Origin of the sequence: Rugamonas fusca, from assembly GCF_014042365.1 — a bacterium.
Taxonomy (GTDB): Bacteria; Pseudomonadota; Gammaproteobacteria; order Burkholderiales; family Burkholderiaceae_D; genus Rugamonas; species Rugamonas fusca.
Genome location: NZ_JACEZS010000023.1, coordinates 54670 through 72658 on the forward strand (window position 1 = coordinate 54670; position 17989 = coordinate 72658).

General features: G+C 68.2%; 15 protein-coding genes and 1 tRNA gene. 7 read left to right on the forward strand and 9 right to left on the reverse strand.

Annotated elements, in window-relative coordinates; all coding sequences use genetic code 11:
* The first annotated feature begins 23 nt into the window (after positions 1 to 23).
* Complete coding sequence (locus tag H3H36_RS21560) at positions 24 to 1106, forward strand: RNA-guided endonuclease InsQ/TnpB family protein (RefSeq protein ID WP_182220142.1); 1083 nt, start codon at positions 24 to 26, stop codon at positions 1104 to 1106.
* Here the strand turns inward: H3H36_RS21560 and H3H36_RS21565 are convergent.
* Positions 1084 to 2757, reverse strand: coding sequence for an MFS transporter (locus tag H3H36_RS21565; protein ID WP_182220143.1), 1674 nt, complete (start codon positions 2755 to 2757; stop codon positions 1084 to 1086). The two genes, H3H36_RS21560 and H3H36_RS21565, sit on opposite strands and share 23 nt — an antisense overlap.
* Positions 2758 to 3016: 259 nt before the next feature.
* On the opposite strand from H3H36_RS21565, the gene H3H36_RS21570 reads away from it, so the two are divergent.
* The 4 genes from H3H36_RS21570 (at position 3017) to H3H36_RS21585 (ending at position 8250) form a co-directional block, all read left to right on the forward strand.
* Positions 3017 to 4141, forward strand: a complete 1125-nt coding sequence (locus H3H36_RS21570) for a branched-chain amino acid ABC transporter substrate-binding protein (RefSeq protein ID WP_182220144.1) — start codon at positions 3017 to 3019, stop codon at positions 4139 to 4141.
* Positions 4142 to 4306: 165 nt separating this feature from the next.
* Positions 4307 to 4699 carry a hypothetical protein gene (locus H3H36_RS21575; protein ID WP_182220145.1) on the forward strand — a complete coding sequence of 131 codons (393 nt, stop codon included), beginning with the start codon at positions 4307 to 4309 and terminating at the stop codon, positions 4697 to 4699.
* A gap of 12 nt (positions 4700 to 4711) precedes the next feature.
* Positions 4712 to 6517 (forward strand): carboxypeptidase regulatory-like domain-containing protein, encoded by a 1806-nt coding sequence (locus H3H36_RS21580; protein ID WP_182220146.1) that lies wholly within the window; start codon positions 4712 to 4714, stop codon positions 6515 to 6517.
* Positions 6518 to 6528: 11 nt separating this feature from the next.
* Positions 6529 to 8250 carry an aldehyde dehydrogenase family protein gene (locus tag H3H36_RS21585; protein ID WP_220459823.1) on the forward strand — a complete coding sequence of 574 codons (1722 nt, stop codon included), beginning with the start codon at positions 6529 to 6531 and terminating at the stop codon, positions 8248 to 8250.
* Between the two features lie 19 nt (positions 8251 to 8269).
* Here the strand turns inward: H3H36_RS21585 and tssE are convergent, their stop codons facing one another.
* The 6 genes from tssE to H3H36_RS21615 all read right to left on the reverse strand — a co-directional run bounded on the left by tssE (position 8270) and on the right by H3H36_RS21615 (position 13493).
* Complete coding sequence (tssE, locus tag H3H36_RS21590; protein ID WP_182220148.1) at positions 8270 to 8746, reverse strand: type VI secretion system baseplate subunit TssE; 477 nt, start codon at positions 8744 to 8746, stop codon at positions 8270 to 8272.
* 194 nt (positions 8747 to 8940) lie between these two features.
* Positions 8941 to 10035, reverse strand: coding sequence for a TIGR03118 family protein (locus H3H36_RS21595; RefSeq protein ID WP_229220035.1), 1095 nt, complete (start codon positions 10033 to 10035; stop codon positions 8941 to 8943).
* Between the two features lie 80 nt (positions 10036 to 10115).
* A complete protein-coding gene (locus tag H3H36_RS21600; protein WP_182220149.1) occupies positions 10116 to 10850 on the reverse strand; it encodes a TorF family putative porin in 735 nt (244 codons plus the stop codon).
* Positions 10808 to 12133: a S8 family peptidase gene (locus H3H36_RS21605; protein WP_311196672.1), complete on the reverse strand. Its 1326-nt coding sequence runs from the start codon at positions 12131 to 12133 to the stop codon at positions 10808 to 10810. Before H3H36_RS21605 ends, H3H36_RS21600 begins: the two co-directional genes overlap by 43 nt.
* 98 nt (positions 12134 to 12231) lie before the next feature.
* Positions 12232 to 12939: a zf-HC2 domain-containing protein gene (locus H3H36_RS21610; RefSeq protein WP_182220151.1), complete on the reverse strand. Its 708-nt coding sequence runs from the start codon at positions 12937 to 12939 to the stop codon at positions 12232 to 12234.
* Complete coding sequence (locus H3H36_RS21615; RefSeq protein WP_229220036.1) at positions 12936 to 13493, reverse strand: RNA polymerase sigma factor; 558 nt, start codon at positions 13491 to 13493, stop codon at positions 12936 to 12938. Before H3H36_RS21615 ends, H3H36_RS21610 begins: the two co-directional genes overlap by 4 nt.
* A gap of 240 nt (positions 13494 to 13733) precedes the next feature.
* On the opposite strand from H3H36_RS21615, the gene H3H36_RS21620 reads away from it, so the two are divergent.
* Together H3H36_RS21620 and H3H36_RS21625 are read left to right on the forward strand one after the other, a co-directional pair.
* Positions 13734 to 15674 carry a sensor domain-containing diguanylate cyclase gene (locus tag H3H36_RS21620; protein WP_182220153.1) on the forward strand — a complete coding sequence of 647 codons (1941 nt, stop codon included), beginning with the start codon at positions 13734 to 13736 and terminating at the stop codon, positions 15672 to 15674.
* A gap of 138 nt (positions 15675 to 15812) precedes the next feature.
* Entirely contained in the window at positions 15813 to 16562 is a 750-nt protein-coding gene (locus H3H36_RS21625; RefSeq protein WP_182220154.1) for a hypothetical protein, read from the forward strand.
* A 77-nt stretch (positions 16563 to 16639) separates the two neighbouring features.
* Here H3H36_RS21625 and H3H36_RS21630 read toward each other — a convergent pair whose 3' ends face one another.
* A complete protein-coding gene (locus H3H36_RS21630) occupies positions 16640 to 17575 on the reverse strand; it encodes a hypothetical protein (RefSeq protein ID WP_182220155.1) in 936 nt (311 codons plus the stop codon).
* A gap of 220 nt (positions 17576 to 17795) precedes the next feature.
* Positions 17796 to 17871, reverse strand: a tRNA-Thr gene (locus H3H36_RS21635).
* Positions 17872 to 17989: the final 118 nt, after the last annotated feature.

Below are 17989 nucleotides of genomic sequence, written 5' to 3' on the forward strand. Positions count from 1 at the left end.
CGTTCCCCGCTGGTCAAACATACATGAAACTGGTCTACCGCTATCGCGTCAAATCGTTGACTGGCCTGCTCAACCGGCAAGCCCGTTCCGTTAATTTTGTCTGGAATTATTGTAATGACAGGCAAAAGGATGCGCTGCGCTTTGGCAGGCGCTGGCATACGGGATTCGACCTGATCAAATTGACAACTGGATGCAGCAAGGAACTGGGACTCCATTCCGGCACCATCAATGACGTCTGTCAGCAGTACGCCAAATCGCGCGCTCAGTCGCACCGTCCCTACTTGCGTTATCGCGGCAGGAAGTCCCTGCTCTGGGTACCGTTGAAGGGGCGCGAGCTCAAGCGGGAAGGCAACGCATTCCGTTTCGCCGGCAACACGTTTCGCGTCTTCTATTCCCGACCACTGCCTGAAGGTAAAATTCTCGACGGCACCAATTTCTCGCGTGACCGTCGAGGCAACTGGTTTCTCAACATTTGCATCGAAGTTGAGCCAGCTGCGGCCCGAATGCCGGCACACGGCGTCGGCATAGACTTGGGCCTGAAGGACTTGGCCGCCTTGAGCGACGGCACCACCATCGCCGCGCCCCATTTCTACCGCGATGCGGAGGCGGCGCTGGCGCTGGCGCAGCGCGCCCATAAAACCCGGCGCATCAAGGCCATCCATGCCAAGGTCGCGAACCAGCGATTGCATTACTTGCACACCCAAACCAGCGCCATCGTCGCTACCTACGACTATATCGTGGTCGGCAACGTCAACGCCAGCGCCCTCGCCAAAACCAGCATGGCGAAGTCGGTCTACGATGTCGGCTGGTCGTCCTTTCGCACCCAACTGGCGTACAAGGCTGTTAAGCATGGCGCCTGGTTTGAGGAAGTGGACGAACGTTTCACCACCCAGGTCTGCTCGCGTTGCGGCGCCATGCCCGATACGAGGCCGAGAGGTATCGCGGACCTTGGAATAAGAGATTGGACTTGCAGTGATTGCGGTTCTGTACATGATCGTGATCGTAATGCTGCGATGAACATACTCCGTCGCGGACGTGCGACGCTAGCTGTAGGAAGCTCCGCCCTCTATGACGGAGAGGACGTCAACGCGATCCGGAATTGTTAAGTGACACGTTGGCCATGCCCGTTTGCGCATTGGGTCCGGCGCTGTCCTTGCACACAACGCACTGGTCCCAGAAATAGCGTGCCGCCAGCCACGCCAGCGTGGCCAGCGCCACCGCGCAGATCAGCATGAACACATCGTTGTAGGCCAGGATGTTGGCCTCGCGCGTGGCCGCCGCGCCCAGCGACGCCACGCCTTGCGCGCTGCGCATGGCGGGATCGGCCAGCGTGCCGCCCAGCGCCGCGCCGCCGGCCTGCACCCGCGCCGCCACTTGGGGGTCGAGCAGCGTCAGGTGCTCGACCAGTTGGCTCGAATGGTATTTTTCGCGCACCACCTGGAACGTGCCCACCAGCGCGGCGCCAAGCAGGCTGCCCATGTTCTGCGTGATGGTGAACATCAGCGAAAAGCTGATCAGGTTGCGCGGCGCGGCGATCACGGCGCCGAAGCCGGAAATGAAGGTGGGGCCGAGAAAGAACGCGCCGCCAAAGGCCAGCAGGAACTGGCTCACAACCATGTTGGCGGGCCGCGTGAGGTTGGTGGCGTGGGCGTCCATCCACGCGCCCGTCGCCATCAGCGACAGCGACAGCATCAGCGACGGCGCGATGCGCGAGGGTGCGATGGTGAGCGCGCTGGCCACCATGCCGGCCACGGCACCGGCCATCACCACCAGCCACAGTTGCTGCATCTGGTCGTTGTTCAGTCCCAGCGCCTGCAAAAAGCCCACCGTGCCGCTGGCCTCGGACTGCACCACCCGGATCAGCAGCACGGACAAGGCCAGCCGCACCATATTGCCCGTGCTGAGCCAGCGCGTGTTGAGCAGCGGCGCACGCCGGTTATGCTCGACCAGCAGCGCGGCCGCGATCAGCACGATGGCGGCGGCCAGGCTGTAGCCCAGCCAGCGCGATTCCAGCCACCACACGGTGCGCCCCAGCGCCAGCACGGCCGACAGCAGCGCCACGCCCGGTGCGAACAGGGCGAAGGTGAGGAAGTCCAGCTTTTCGAACGCCTTCACGCGGTCGCCCGGCGGCAGCTTGAGCATCAGCACGCAGCCCAGCGCCAGCAGCGTCATGCCCAGTTCGAACCAGTACAGGCCACGCCACTCGCCCAGCGCCAGCAGTTCGGACGAGAACAGCCGCGCCAGCGGCAGCGCCAGCTGGGCGAAGCCGACACCGAGCACCACGCCCTTGAGCCGGTGCCGGGCCGGGAACGCCTGCAGCGTGTAATACAGCCCCAGCACCGTGAGCGCCGCGCCGGACATGCCGCTGGCGGCCCGCACGGCGATGGCTGACGCCAGCCCGTGCACGAACAAGTGGGCCAGCGTGGCCGCGGCATACAGCACCAGGAACAGTTCCGTGAACAGGCGCAGGCCGAACTGCTGGCGGAACTTCACCAGCAACAGGTTCATCGACACATTGGTCATCACGTAGGCGGCCGGCAGCCACTGGATCTCGGACGAATAGACGCCCAGCGAGCCTTGCAGGTACGGCAGGTTGACGGACACCAGCGCGTTCCCCAGGCCGCCCGTGAGCGCCACGATCAGGCCCACCACCAGGTAGGCGGCCCGGCGCGCATCGGAATGCAGCGGCGTGGACGGCGATCCCGGCAGCGAGGGCCGTTCATGGGGAAGCCAGACTTGTGGGGTGTAGACATCCATGTGGATAGACCCGTCAGGTTGCTCTTACGTTGCACGCTCGAACGCACTGACGGTGAGCATACCACCGGCGGCGGAAATGGAACGCATGGGCGCCGCTCGAAACCGAATAAAATTCCGGCAAGCGCCCCGGCGCCGCCCGAATCGCGCCAAAATGGTGGTCACGGCGCCCCAAGTCACACGATAATATGTGTCGAATTTGGCGATAATTCTGCACACTGCGCGGCGGCCGCCGGCCCGCGCGCCAACTACGGGAGACTCAATGAATTTCAAGCACATCGCAGGCGCCGTGGCGCTGCTGGGCATGGCCGGCGCGGCCGGCGCGCAGGACATGGTGGTCAAGATCGGCCACAGCGGCCCGCTGTCGGGCGCGCAAGCGTTTTCCGGCAAGGACAATGAGAACGGCGCCCGCCTCGCCGTCGAGGAACTGAATGCGAAACCCATCACCGTGGCCGGCAGGAAGATCAAGTTCGAGCTGCTGTCCGAGGACGACCAGGGCGATCCCAAGTCCGGCGTGGCCGTGGCGCAGAAGCTGGTGGACGCCGGCGTGCGCTACGTGGTCGGCCCCTACAACTCGGGCGTGGCCATCCCCGCCTCGCGCACCTACCACGACGCCGGCGCGCTGGTGGCCACCGTGGCCACCAATCCCAAGCTCACGCAGCAAGGCTACCAGGGCCTGTTCCGCGTAAACGCCAGCGACACCCAGCTCGGTTCCAAGATGGCGCTGTACGCAGCCAACGCGCTGCACCTGAAGAACGTGGCCGTGATCGACGACCGCACGGCGTTCGGCCAGGGCGTGGCCGAGGAATTCAAGAAGCAGGCCAAGGCTTCCGGCATGACGGTGGCCGGCCACGAATTCACCAACGACAAGGCGTTCGACTTCACGTCCATCCTCACCAAGCTCAAGGCGAAGAAGGTGGAAGCCATCTTCTTCGGCGGCTACGCGCCGCAGGGCGCGCCCATGGTGCGCCAGATGAAGCAGTTGGGCATCAACGCCAGGCTGCTCGGTGGCGATACCATCTGCACGGCGGAGATGGGCAAGCTGGCCGGCGACGCGGCCGGCGAGAACGTCCTGTGCTCGCAGGGCGGCGCCATCCTCGACAAGGCCGCCAGCGGCCCCGCGTTCAAGGCCAAGTACAAGCAGCGCTTCAAGCAGGACGCCGACGTCTACGCGGCCTCCTACTACGACGCCGTGCAGCTGTACGCGCAAGCCATGCAGAAGGTGAATTCGACCGACCCGCTCAAGGTGGGCGTGGCCGTGGCGGCCGGCAGCTACCAGGGCGTGGCCGGCACCTACGCCTTCGACACCCATGGCGACATGAAGCAGTCGCCCGTCACCATCTTCACGTTCAGGCACGGCCAGCCGGTGCCGCTGACCAGCTACTAAGCATAGTTGTCCCGGCGCGCCACGCCCGTGGCGCGCCGCCGCCATCGCCCCCGCCGCGCCGCGCGCCGTGAGGGGAAATGACAAGCGATTGGCAAGAAATAACAAGTCCGATTCCCCCCGCTGTCCGAGAATGCTCCCATCGACACCCTTGTTGAGGAGACTCTCATGACTACCCGGACTCGCCCCATGCAGGCGACCATCTTCAGTGCCCTGTTCCTGCTGTCGGCCATCATCATGCTGGCCCTGGGCATGGACGCCCATGCCTATTACATCCCCGCCGCCGCCCTGCTGGTGGAAGCGGTCCTGCTGTGGAAAGGCGCCAGCCTGCGCTGGTTCAAGCGCCTGCTGGAACTGAACCAGCTGACGGCCATCATCCTGATCCTGGACCTGTGGCTGGGCGACCTGCTGCACCTGCCCAAGCTGACCATCTCGGCCTCCATGCTGGCCGCCAACCTGCTGCTGGGCGGCCCGCTGATGGGCATCCTGGCCATCGGTGCGCTGGCCTCGATGCACTTCAGTAAAACCCTGCCCGGCTGGTTCCAGTCCGGCCGCGCGTAAGGAGTACCGCACATGAAATCGACCACGCAACTGCGGCACACCACCCTGATCGCCGCCCTCGGCCTGGGCCTGGGTTTGAGCCATGCGGCCAGCGCCGTCAACCTGAGCGGCACCGTCGCGCTGGAAAACGGCAAGCCCGTACTGGGCGCCATGGTGACCGTGTACAACGAAGCCAAGGACCGCAAGGAAACCGTGTACACGGCCGCCGACGGCAGCTACGCCATCCGCACCGACTTCGGCGGCAAGCTGGCCGTGCACACGCGTCTTGCCAACTTCGAGGACAGCAGCACCGAAGCGACCCTGGGCGCGAACGAGAACGCCACCATCAATTTCACCGTCAAGCACTTCGCCACGCCCCAGGCCGAGTCGGACGCGCTCTCCGCTTCGGCCCACAACGCCCGCCTGCCATGGGCCAGCAGCGAAGACAAAAAGCCGTTCGTCAGCCAGTGCATGTACTGCCACCAGATCGGCAACGCGCTGACCCGGCCACCGCGTCCACAGAGCGCATGGAAGGCCACCATCGCCCGCATGGAAGGCTATTTCGCCCAGCTTAGCGGTTCCGAAGTCGAAACCATCAGCGGCGTGCTCACGCGCGGCTTCGACGGCAAGCCCGTTCTGGCCAAGCACGATTACGCGCCCACGCCGGAACTGGCGCGCGCCAAGGTCGAGCAGTGGCTGGTGGGCGACGGCATGTCCTTCATCCACGACACGGACGTGGGCGAGGACGACAAGCTGTACGGCACCGACGAAGGCCACGACATCATCTGGGTGCTGGACCGCAAGACCCACAAGATCGAGAAATACCCGCTGCCGGCCAGCGACCTGCCCGTGGGCGGCAAGTTCTCCGGCCAGCAACTGCCGATCGGCATCTTCACCGGCAAGCACGGTCCGCACAGCACGGCGCAGGCCAAGGATGGCCGGATCTGGATCACCAACGCCCTGTCGTCCACGCTGATGTCGTTCGACCCGGTCAGCCACGCCTTCAAGGTCTATCCGATTCCGGGCGACGTACTGTACCCGCACACCATCCGCATCGACCAGGAAGGCATCGTCTGGTGGACCAACGTGGCCTCCAACCAGGTCGGCCGCTTCGATCCGAAGACCGAGCAGATGAAGGTGATCCGCCTGCCCTCGAACGGCTTCTTCCGCTGGGTCAGCGACATGCTGTTCCCCACCATCGTCGAGCTGACCAGCTGGTTCCCCGGCAAGAACCTGCACCTGGACCTGTCGCACCAGAAGTGGCTCGGTCATAACATCCTCGCCTTCCCGTATGGTATCGACATCAATCCCAAGGATGGCAGCGTGTGGTACGCCAAGCTGTACGCCAGCAAGATCGGCCGCGTCGATCCGAAGACGCTGGAAGTCACGGAATACGACACGCCGATGAAAGGCCCGCGCCGCCCCCGCTTCGACAAGCACGGCGTGCTGTGGATTCCCGCCTTCGACGACAGCGGCCTGATGGCGTTCGACACGGCCACCAAACAGTTCAGCAGCTACCAATTGCCGGTGCTGGCCAAGGGCGAACATGAAGTGCCGTATGCGCTCAACGTGCATCCGAAGACGGGCGACGTGTGGATCACGGCCAACAACTCGGACCGCGTGCTGCGCTTTACCCCGGCCACCAAGACCTTCCTCAGCTACCCCAGCCCGACCCGGGTGACGGTGCTGCGCGACCTGGTGTTCACCAAGGATGGCCGCGTGTGTTCCAGCCTGTCCAACCTGCCCGCCTATGGCACCGAGGATGGCCTGGACTCGTTCATGTGCATCAACCCCGACGGTGGCGAGCAGGATCGCGCCGCCATGGGCAAGGTGAAATGATGGGTGGCGCCATGGAAGCTGGCGCCCGCTTGCAAGCCCTGCTGGCGCGCCTGGCGGCGCGCCGCCAGGACTGGGCCGCGCTGCCCGTGGGCGAGCGCATCGCCCTGCTGCGCCAGGTGCGCGAGCGCATCCCGGCCGCCGCCGAACGATGGATAGACCTGTCCAACGCGGCCAAGGGCATCGACGCCGACAGCCCGCTGCAAGGCGAGGAATGGACCTCGGGCCCGTGGGCGCTGCTGGCCACCTGCGATCACCTGCTGGCGACGCTGGAACAGATCGCAGACCAGGGCCGGCCCGCCGTGCACGCGCTCAGGCAGCGCTCCGTGGCCGGCCGCCAGCTGGCGGTGGAAGTATTCCCGCAAACGATCTTCGACCGCCTGCTGCTGTCGGGCGTGCGGGCGGAAGTGTGGATGCAGCCGGAAGTCAACGCCGGCAACCTGGCCAGCCACGTCGCTGCCGCTTACCGTGACGCGCGCCACGCGCAGGGCGAACTGGCGCTGATCCTCGGCGCCGGCAATATCTCCAGCATCGCCCCGCTGGACGCGCTGCACAAGCTGTACTCGGAAAAGGCGGTCTGCATCGTCAAGCTCAACCCCGTCAACGAATACCTGCTGCCCGTGTTCGAGGAAATCTTCGCGCCGCTGGCCGAGCGCGACTTCCTGCACTTCGTCACCGGCGGCGGTGAGGTGGGCGCCCTGCTGTGCCAGCACGCGCTGGTCGACACCATCCACATCACCGGCAGCCAGGCCACGCACGACGCCATCGTCTACGGCCACGGCCCGGAAGGGGAAGCGAACCGGCGCGCCAACAGGCCGCTCAATCCCAAGCCCATCTCCAGCGAGCTGGGCGCCGTGTGTCCCACCATCGTGGTGCCGGGACCGTGGACGGCGGCCGACATCGCGTTCCAGGCCAGCCATATCGCCACCCAGAAGCTGCACAACTCGGGCTTCAATTGCGTCGCTTCGCAGGTGCTGGTACTGCCGGCCCAATGGCGGCACACGCCGGCCCTGCGCGCGGCCGTGCGCGAACAACTGGCCGCCGCGCCGGACCGCAAGCCCTACTATCCGGGCGCGGCCAGCCGCCAGGCCCAGTTCGCCGCTTGCCAGCCGGGCGCGCGGCGCGTCAACCCGATCGGCGCGGCGGCCAACCGCGAAGTGGTGGAACTGCCGCCGGCCAGCGACGAGCAAGTGTTCGGACGCTGCACGGAAGTGTTCGCGCCCACCCTGTGCGAACAGCTGCTGGACGGCGCGGACGCGGAGAGCTACCTGCGCCACGCCATCGCCTACGCCAACGACAAGCTGCGCGGCACGCTGGGCGCCAACATCCTGATCCACCCGGCCACCATCAAGGCGCTGGGCCCACGCTTCGACGAACTGCTGCTGGAGCTGCACTACGGCTGCATCGCCATCAACGCCTGGACCGGGCTCGGTTACCTGCTCACGCAGGCCCCGTGGGGCGCCTTCCCCGGCCACGTGCTCAACGACGTGCAGAGCGGCATCGGCAGCGTGCACAACACGCATATGTTCGACAAGGCGCAACGCACCGTGGTGCGGGCGCCGTTCCGGCCATTCCCGCGCAGTGTGCTGGGCGGGGCGCTGACGCTGCTGCCCAATCCGCCGTGGTTCGTCAACAACCGCCAGGCCCACAACGTGGCGCGCAAGCTGTTCGCGTTCCAGGTGCGGCCGTCGTGGTTCAAGCTGCCGGGGATCTTCTTCGACGCGCTGCGCGGCTGACGCACGCGCCTGCGCATGGTCAGGCGGCGCCGTCCCCGGACGGGCCGCCGCGGGCGATCGCGTACTGCTGGGTGGACGGCTTGAGCACGGCGTCAAAGCGCACCAGCCCGGCCGCCGGATCGGCCTTCAGTCGCGCGCTGATCACGATCTCGAGCCGGTTCACCAGCGCGTCCGACACGCGCAGCGCGGCGCTCACGGCATACAGGCGCGGCTCGTGGCGCTCGATGGCCTGGCGCACGGCGGCGCAAATCTTCTGGCGGTCCTCGTCGCTGGTCAGGCACATGCCGGCGAAATCGATCAAACCGTAATTGAGGATGGAATTGCGCACTTCCGGATACGGTTCCAGCGCCGCCCCGGCCAGCGCGGCGCGGGTATTGAACAGCGCCTCGAGGTCGCCGGCGACGGCATCCTTGAGCTGTTCCAGCGGCCAGCCACGCAGGCGCGGCTGGCCATCCATCAAGCGGTCGAACAGGCCGGGGGCATAGCGCTGCTGCATGGCGGCTCTCCAGGGGATGCGATCAACGAATCGCCAGCCACATCACCGCCGCCCGGGCCGCCCGCGACGCAGCGCCGGGCCGGGCACCAGCTTGGCACGCGGTCCACGCGCGGCGCTGACGTGACTGACGAGCTTGCCATTATCCAAGCCCGCGCGGCGCGCTCCTTGCGCTGACGCAAGGAGCGCGTGCGCCGCTACTTCACATCGATGCGCCCGTACTGGCCGTGGGTCTCGTCCTTGGGTCCGGCCGCGAAGAACAGCGTGTTGCTGGGCTGGCTGTTGAGGCCATTGCCAAACGCGATGCCCCACAGGCCGTCGATCACCAGCGGCATGCCGTCGGCCCCGTTCAGCGTGCCCTTGGCGGTGCCGTCGGCCGGGTCGTAGACGTTGATCTTGCCATCACCGAAGTTGCCCACCAATAGCATGTTGGCGTTGCTGCCGAAGTCCGCCGGCGCCATCGCCATGCCCCATGGCGCGTTGAGGGCGCCGCCGTTCACCAGCTGGCGGACCAGGGCGCCGCCCGTGGTGTACACGTCGAGCACACCGAGGCCGGCGCCGGCCTGCTCATCGTCGCCGGTGGCGGCCCGCCTGGCGTAGGCCACATAGACCTTGTCGCCGATCACCTGGATGCCGAACGGCGCATAGCCGGCCGGCAGGCCGGGATCCGTGAAGCCGCCGGGCAGGCTGACCCGGGCGAAGTTGGTGTCGAACACGTCAACGCGCATGTTGTGGAAGTCGGCCGCGTACAGGTAGTTGACGCCGCTGAAGCTGCCGATCGCCAGGCCCTTGTAGACGGCGCCGGCGGCGCTGCCGTCGTACGTGGCCACGGCCGTGGTGGCGGCCACGGACGGCGCCCAGGCCGCGATCATGCCGCGCTCGGTGGCGAACAGGAAGGGGCTGGCGCCGGTCACGCCGCCCTGGGTCAGCTTGAAGTCCGTGGTGCCGTTGTAGACGATGCCGGTGGGCGCGTCCGGGGTGCTGACCACCAGCGACTGGGGCACGCCGTTGCCGTCATACAGCGTCGATTTGCTGGTGCCGTTGTCGGCCACCCACACGTAGCCCTTGGGATTGAAGGCCACGCCCCAGCCGTTGACGAGATTGGCGTCCGTATGGGCCGCCGCGATCACGGCGTCCGACACCAGGCTGGTGACGGTGTAGCTGCTGGCGACGGCCGGCGGCGGCGCGCTGGGCGGCATATAGCTGCCGCCCCCGTAGCCGCCGCCGCAAGCGGTCAGCATAATGGCCAGGCCAAGGCCGGCGAACCTGTGCAGGCAATGCGAGGTATTCATGGTGCGTCCTTTCAGCGAGATGGGCGATGTTCCGCTGCCCGTACATTCCCGCGCACGGCCGCAAGGTTTCCTGCAAATGGCTAAAACGTGTAGGCCACGCTGAGCACGAGCGCGCGCTTCGATGGCGCAGTGTAGTAAGGCGACGCGCCCGCATCGGGCCCGCGCGACGAGGCGGCCAGCCACGCCAGTTGCGCGTTCCAGTCGCCCAGCGCCGCCGCCAGGCCGAGGCGGGCGTCGTAGCGGGCCGGCAGGTCCGCGCCGTCACGCGGCAGGTAGCGCAGCGCGCCCGCGTGGACGACCAGCTTGAGCTGGCCGTGCAGCGGCGCGAAGCCGTTCAGCTCCACGTAGGCGGTGCGCAGGTCGCGTCCGAAATAGTGGGGCGAGAAATAGAGCCGCAATCCAAGCCGCTCCGACGCCAGGCCGGCGTACCATTCGCCGTAGTCGCTGTCGCGCGCCCGGCTGAAGTGCGATGCGCTGGCGCCGGCCTCCCAGCTCCAGCCCGACGCCAGCCGGCGCGCCAGGCCGCCGTAGGCCGTCAGTTGCACCATGTCGCGCTCGCGCAGGTTGGCCCCGGCCGCCTGCGCGCCCGCGTACCAGCCCTGGGGATTGTCGTAATTGAGGCCCAGCTGGGCCGAGGAAGCGCCGTCGCTGAGCGACAGGCCACGGAAGCGGTAGTCCGACAGCAGCGCCACGCTGCCGCTGGCCTGCGCGGCCGCACCGCCCATGCCCAGCAGCGGCAACAACAGCCCCAGCGCCAGCGCCGCGCCGGCCCTCAGGGCTGGCGGCTGGACCGCAGCGTGACGGCGCTCGCGCATGAACAGGTGCAGGCGCCCGTGGTGTTGGCGATGGTGGCACATGCGTCGATGGTAGCAGCATTTGGTCCGCGGCCCGGCACCAGCAGACGTTCCAGTTGCGCGCCGTTGGCGCCGGGCCGCAATTCGGCCAGCAGGGCCAGCATGCCCGTCACGTGGGCCGCCGCGTAGGAATTGCCGGACACGAAACGCCAGCCGCCACCGGCCAGGCTGGCCGGCACGTCCTGCCCCGGCGCCAGCACGGCGCCGCCCAGGGTTGGCGGCAATGCCGCCAACGGCCCGCCCCGCCCCTGCTGGGCCACGGCGATCACGCCGGGATGGGAGACCGGAAACGCGCGCGCCGGCCCTTGCGGATCGATGGCGCCCACCACGCTGATGCCGCGCGCCAGCGCCGCGTCCAGCAGGCGGTCCAGCAGCCGGTCCGGCGGACCGGACAGGCTCAGGTTGATGATGCGCGCCTCGTGCAGGATGGCGTAATTGAGCGCCTTGCCCAGCGTGAAGCTGCTGCAGCGCGCGCCCTGCCCGCCCTGCTGCCAGCAGGCCCGCAAGCCCATCAGCCGGGCGCCCGGCGCCACGCCCAGGATGCCTTGCCGCCCGCCGCGCGCGGCGATGATGCCGGCCACCGCCGTGCCGTGGGCTTCGGGCAGGTAGCTGCTGCCATCGACAAAATTCTCGGTGCTGGCCAGTTGGCCGTCCAGGTCGGGATGGTGGCCATCGATGCCACTGTCGACCACGGCCACGGACACGTCGCGCCCCGTGGCCGCCCGGTGCAGCACGGCCACGTGCCAGTAGCGCGCGCTCGGCTGCATCGGGTACAGCGTGGGCGCGGCGCCATCCATGCCGGAATAGATGGCCACCGGCTGCGCCCATTCCACGCGCGGATCATGCGACAACCGTTCGGCCAGACGGGCCGGGTCGCCGCCGGCCGGCGCCTCCAGCAGGTAGCAATCGACGCCCAGCGTGGGCATGGGCCAGTCGCTGACCAGCTTCAGGCCGTGCAAGCGGGCCAGTTCCTCGGCGATGCGGTGGCGCGCGCCGCGCCCGCCATCGTCCAGGTAGCGGCCGCCGTAGCCGGCGTCGGGCCGGTAATGGGGCGGCGGCAGGCGCAGCATGACCAGCAACTGGCGCTCGGGCGCGGCGGCATCGCCGGACGGCGCCGGGCCGCCCGCATCGGCCCGCGACGCCGCCACGGTTGCGGGGCCGGCTTGGGCGCCCAAACCGGCCTGGGCGCAAGCCGGCGGGCCAGCCAGCGCCAGCCCCCACGCCAGCAGCACGGGCCATCGCACTGCCGACCGACAGGGCATCGTTGATGGCGCGGGCGATGGTGCCGGCAATAGCATGCGTGCCAGCCCGGATGGCCCCGGCCGCGCCTGTGGCCGCATGTTCACGGCCGCGTCCCTCGCTCCAGCGCCTCGGCCAGCACCACGGCCGACTCCGTGCGCAGGCGCGCGCGGGCCGCGTCCGCGTCGGGCACGCTGAGCAGGTAGGCGTCCGTCACGGTGGGCCCGTCCACCACGTGCGCGCCGTTGGCCTGCAGGATGCGGCGCAAGTCCCGTTCCGGCGTGTCCGGCTTGAACACCACCACCAGGTTGCCGGCGGCGGCCCCGGCGCCCAGCACGTGATAGGCGCCACGCTCGGGCGCCGGCCGCGCCAGCAGCAACCCCAGCCCCGCGATGACGGCGAACTGGGCCGCCAGCGCCCAGCGCAGCCAGGATGCGTCGTTGGCCGCGGCCCGGCGCCACCACGGCCGGGCCGGGCCGGGGACCAGGCCGGTGGCGGGGGCGGGCCGCTCCGGCTCGAGGCGCGGCATCAAGGCGGCCAGCGCCCGCTCCACGTCCAGCCCGGCCACCGCCCCGCTGTCCGTCGCCTCCGTGGCGGCGGCCGACGCCGGGCCGCCCCGATCCGGCAGCGCGGCGGCCGCCTGCACGCGGCGTTCGTAGTCCAGCTCGGCACGGCAGGCCGGGCAGTCGGCCAAGTGGCGCCGCACGGCCGCGCTGTCGGCCGCGTCGAGCCGGCCGGCCACGTACCAGGGCAGCAACGTCCGCGCGTCCTCGTGTGCTGGATCGTCCAGCTTGACGGTGTGGCCGTTCATGGGTAGTCCTCCATCTGGCTCGCCAGCAATTCCTTCAATTTGTGGCGCGCGTGAAACATGCGGGTCTTGACCGTGTTGACAGGGCAACCTACCACGTCTGCGATCTCCGCGTAGCCCATCTCATGGTCGTAGGTGAGCACCATCACCACCTGCTGCGCCAGCGGCAAGCGGGCCAGCGCCCGCTCCAGCACTTGCCGCAACTGGCGTCCCTCGAGCAGGTGGTCCGGCTCCAGCGCCGGGCCGGCCGGGTACGACTCGGGGTCCGATTCGAGCGGCGCATCGCTGCCGCGCAAGCCCTTGAGCGCCTTGCGGTAGGCGATCGCGAAGATCCAGGTGGACACTTTGCAACTGCCATCGTAACTGGCCGCCTTTTGCCACACCACCAGCATGGTGTCGTTGATGACTTCCTCGATCAATGGCACGCTGCGCACCATGCGGCCCAGGAAACGGCCCAGGCGGGGGAAATAGGCGCGGTACAGCTGCTCGAACGCATGCCGGTCGCCGGCCACGATACGGGCCAGCAAGATCGCCTCGTCGCCGCCGGCGCCGGTCATGTGTCCGTCCAGATTCCGTCCCTCCCGCATCGTCGCTCTCCTTGGTCGCCTGTATATGCCACAAGGCAGCACCAAGGTTCTACGCCGGCACCGCGCCAACGACCAGGCCATGCTATCACCACGCCCTGGCACGATCCGCTAATTAACTGTCGCGAAATAACAGTGACATGCCGTCACTATTCTCGTACAGTGAACGCCAGGCACCAGGCTGAGCAAAACAATCACAACGAGGCATCCGCCATGAGCGAACCGCACACCGCATCCGCCCCCGACAAGCCCCTGTTTCAATACTATGCCGCCATGACGTGGCTGCTGGCTTTTCTCGCCTGCCTCTACGTCGGCAGCAGCAGCTTCCGGGTCTACCAGCACAAACGGCAGCTGGAACAACAGATCGCCCAGCAGCTGCAAAACGTGGCGCTCAGCGCCCGCCGTTCGCTGGGACTGCAATTGTCGCAGCTGGTGACGACCGAGAACATGATCGCCGACGCGCTCGCAGATCATTTGCCGCCCGACCTGGCCAGCGCCAGCGGCCGCCAGGTGGCCACCCTGCAGGCGCTGCTGACGCGGGAAGCGGCCGGCAACGACGATATCGAACTGCTGGGCGTGGCCGACCGCGATGGCCGGGTGCTGTTCATGTCGAACAATGTGACCACCGTGCACGAGGGCGACCGGATCGACGTGTCCGCCCTGCGCGGCGCGCGCGCGCCGGCGACGGCGATCGATATCTACCAGGGCGGCCCCCGGTCGGCCTGGCCCAGCGGCTTTGTCGTGACGCGCCCCGTGCGCGGGGCGGACGGCCTGCCGCGCGCCTTCGTGTTCGCCCTGCAAAGCCACGATGCCTTCCAGCGCCGCCTGAAGGAAATGGAACAGGCCGGCTTCTCGCTGGGCCGCCACAGCGTGGTGGCCATGATCCAGGTGGCCGGCAACCGGCTGGCGTTCCGCTATCCGATGGCCGACGCCATCATCGGCGCCCCCGTCCCGCCCATCGCGCGCCAGCCGTTCGGCGACCAGCCGCAACTGGCCTACTGGATCTCGCCGTATGACCACATCAAGCACCTGGTCTATGAGCTGCCATTCGCCAACGGCGCCTACCTGTTGCGGGTCGAGGCGGCCGAGCTGGACTTCCTGGCCCCCTGGTACGCGGAACTGGTGTTGAGCGGCGTCAGTACCCTGCTGCTGCTGACGGCGCTGGCGCTGCTGCTGCGGCTGGTGCGCCAGGGCGCGCGCCAGGCGGCCCAGCTGCAATTTGACAAGGAGCAGCTCGACATCGGCGCCCGTGCCATGGGGCGCCTGATCGCCACCGCCCCCGTGGCCCTGGCCCACGTGCGGCTCGACGATGGCTTGCTGCTGCGCGCCAATCCCGCCTTCGGCCACCTGTTCGGCGCCATGCCGGGCGAGCAGCTGAAAGTGGCCGAATCGCTGTTCGCCGATGCGGCCGTATGGCGCGAACTGTGCGCCGGCGCCCGGCTGGCCGGCGCGGCCGAGGGGCGCAGCATGGAAGTGACGCTCAACGCGAGCGAGGGCACGCGCCACGCGCTGGTGTCGGTGGCGCCGCTGCCATCGAAGCGCGACGAGCCGCGCGAGCTGCTGCTCAGTTTCACGGACACGGAAGCCCAGCACGCGCGCGAGCAGGCGCTGGCCACCATCGCCTACACCGACCCGCTGACCCGGCTGGCCAACCGGCGCGCCTTCTTCCAGCAGGCCGACGCCACCTTCGCCACCGCCAGCCGCTACCAGCGCCCGCTGGCGCTGCTGATGATAGACCTCGACCACTTCAAGCACGTCAACGACACCTATGGCCACGCGGCCGGCGACGCCGTGCTGGTGCGCACGGCCAACTGCCTGCGCCACAGCGTGCGCCACGCCGACTTGCCGGCCCGCCTGGGCGGCGAGGAATTTGTCGTGCTGCTGCCCGAGACGACGCTGGCCGAGGCGCTGGAGACGGCCGAGCGCATCCGCAAGACCATCGCACTGTCGCCGCCGGCCGAGTTCGAAGGGCAAGCGATCCCCGTCACGGCCAGCCTGGGCGTGGCCATGATGCGCGGCGACAGCAAGGGCATCGAAGCCATCCTCAACGAGGCCGACCTGGCGCTGTACGAGGCCAAGGAGACGGGGCGCAACAAGGTGGCCACGGCCGGGATGGCGCAACAGACGGCGGCGGAGAACACGACGGCCCGCTGAACGGCGCGGCCAGGGGCCCCACGGGCCAACGCCACATGGACGGCGCGGCGGCGGGCGATCCGCGCGCCGGATGTGGCAGAATGGCGGCGCCCCACATGGAACAGGCGCCACACCCGGTGTCGCCGCGCAAGGAAACCGATGCAAAAACTCATTTCAGAACTGACCCGCCTCTATCTCCCGCCGGATGCGCTCCCGGCCAAGGCGCTGGCGCGCCACGCGGCGGGCCAGTCCACCTCACCCGTGCCACTGGCGACCGCCGCCGGCGGCACGCGCGCCATCGTCCTGCCGTTCGACCAGCAAGCCGGCGAGGAGCCCGGACTATCGTGGCCGCGCCTGTGCGCCGTCGCCAACGCCTTGCAAACGGAGCTGGGCCTGCCGGCGCCGGCCGTGAGCATTTCCGGCCATGGCTACAGCTTGTGGCTGTCGCTGGAGCAGGTCACGCCGCTGGCCCAGGTCGACACCTTCCTGTCGCGTCTGCGGCAACATTACCTGCCGGAGCTGGACCAGCCCGGCGCGCCCGTCCCGGCGGCACTGCCGCCGTGCCAGCACCAGCCCAGCGGCACCTGGGCCGCCTTCATCCACCCGGACCTGGGCGCCGCCTTCGCCGACGAGCCCGGCCTGGCGATGGCGCCGCCGGCGGCCGGCCAGGCGGCCTTGCTGGAAGGCTTGCACAGCATCAGCCCACAGCAGTTCCAGCACGCGCTGCGCCAGCTCGGGGACATGGCGGCGGCCGCATGCGCCGCGGTCCCGTCGCCTGCGCCGGCGCCACCGGCGGAGACGGCAACGCCGCCCGGCTTGCTGCTCAAAGATGCGACGCTGGACGACATCGTGCGCTGGCTCCATGCGCGCAACATCGAGCCGACGTTCCGGCACCTGCTGCCGAAGTAGCCTGCCGCGCGGGTGCGGGCCCGACGGCCATCGCCGCGCACTCCGGCAGCCGCGTGGCCCCGCTGGCGAGCTGCCCACTAGGACGTCATCCGCTCCCAGCCAGCACGCACTGCATCCTTGAATTTTTCCCAGCGCGATTCGGGATACGAGCGCTGCCACTCCTCCCGCAAGGCCGGCTCCACCTCGTCCCAGCCGCTGCCCTGGTAGGTGGTGCTGCTGGCCATCGAGGCACCATAGCGATAGGCCGGGTCAAACTCCTGGTAAGTGCCGCCGGTGTAGGAAAACGTGTCGAGCCAGTGGGCGCGGAAATAGGTATCGTCGCTATCGCCCATCCTGTCGCCGCGCTGGATATTCAAGCTGTCCTGATTGGGATGCGGATAGATGCGCGTGGCGCCCCCCGTTTCGCTGCCGCGCTCGGGCAAGGGCACCTCAGGCGTGGCGCGCTGCATCGAACCGGCAGCGGCGCCGCCTTGTTGCGATGCCTGCCCGGCAGGCGGCACGCTTGACGAGGCCGGCGCCCCCGTCCACGGCGTTGCGCCCGATGCGGACGGCGCCGTGTCGCGTTGCGCCTGCTCGCCCTGCGGCGCGCCCATGCCGGACTGATGCCATTCCGGAGCGGCGCCGCGCTGGTCAACCTCCTCGCGCGGGCGCTGTTGGCCCATGTCGGCCGGACTGAAGGCCTGGACGATGGCGGCCGCGCGCTCGGCCTGCTCGCGGCTGGCGGCGTGGACGGTCAGCACCACATGGCCACGCCGGATCGCCTCGGCATACATGCGCTGGTCGTCGTGTTCCGTGCCGAACAGGCGGCTGAAGAAATGGCGCACGCTGTCGAGCATGCTGTCGTCGGCGGCGCCAGGGCTGGTGGTGGTATCGAATTGGCGCGCCTCGCCACTGGCGCTGGCGGCGTCGCTCAACTGGATGGTGTGGCTATCGTAGCCGGCGCTGATCAGCGCGTCGCGGGCGTAGTTGGCGTCGGTGCGGTGTTCGAATACAGCGGCCAAAGTGTGTGTCATGGTGTACTCCCCTGAAAAATGGCGGCGCCTGTAGGTGGCGCGGCGAGCGTCTTCCCTTGCCGACCCAGTGTACGCTGGTCGCTGCGGCAACAGCGCCTGATTGGTATTCGGGCAATATTCAGTTCCGGGGGAGTGATGCTGATGGTGATGGTGATGCGGGTGTCGATGAAAACAAAAAACCCGCGCCTCTTGCGAGTACGCGGGTTTTTTGCTGAATCTCTGGTGCCGCTTGCCGGAATCGAACTGGCGACCTTTTCATTACGAATGAACTGCTCTACCAACTGAGCTAAAGCGGCGAAGGCCCACATTCTAACAAACAATTCTCCGTATCCGCTAGTCCCCGATGCAAAATAATTTGAGACTTTGAAAAATTGTCATTGCATCGGGCACGGAATGGACTAAATGGCTGGGCCG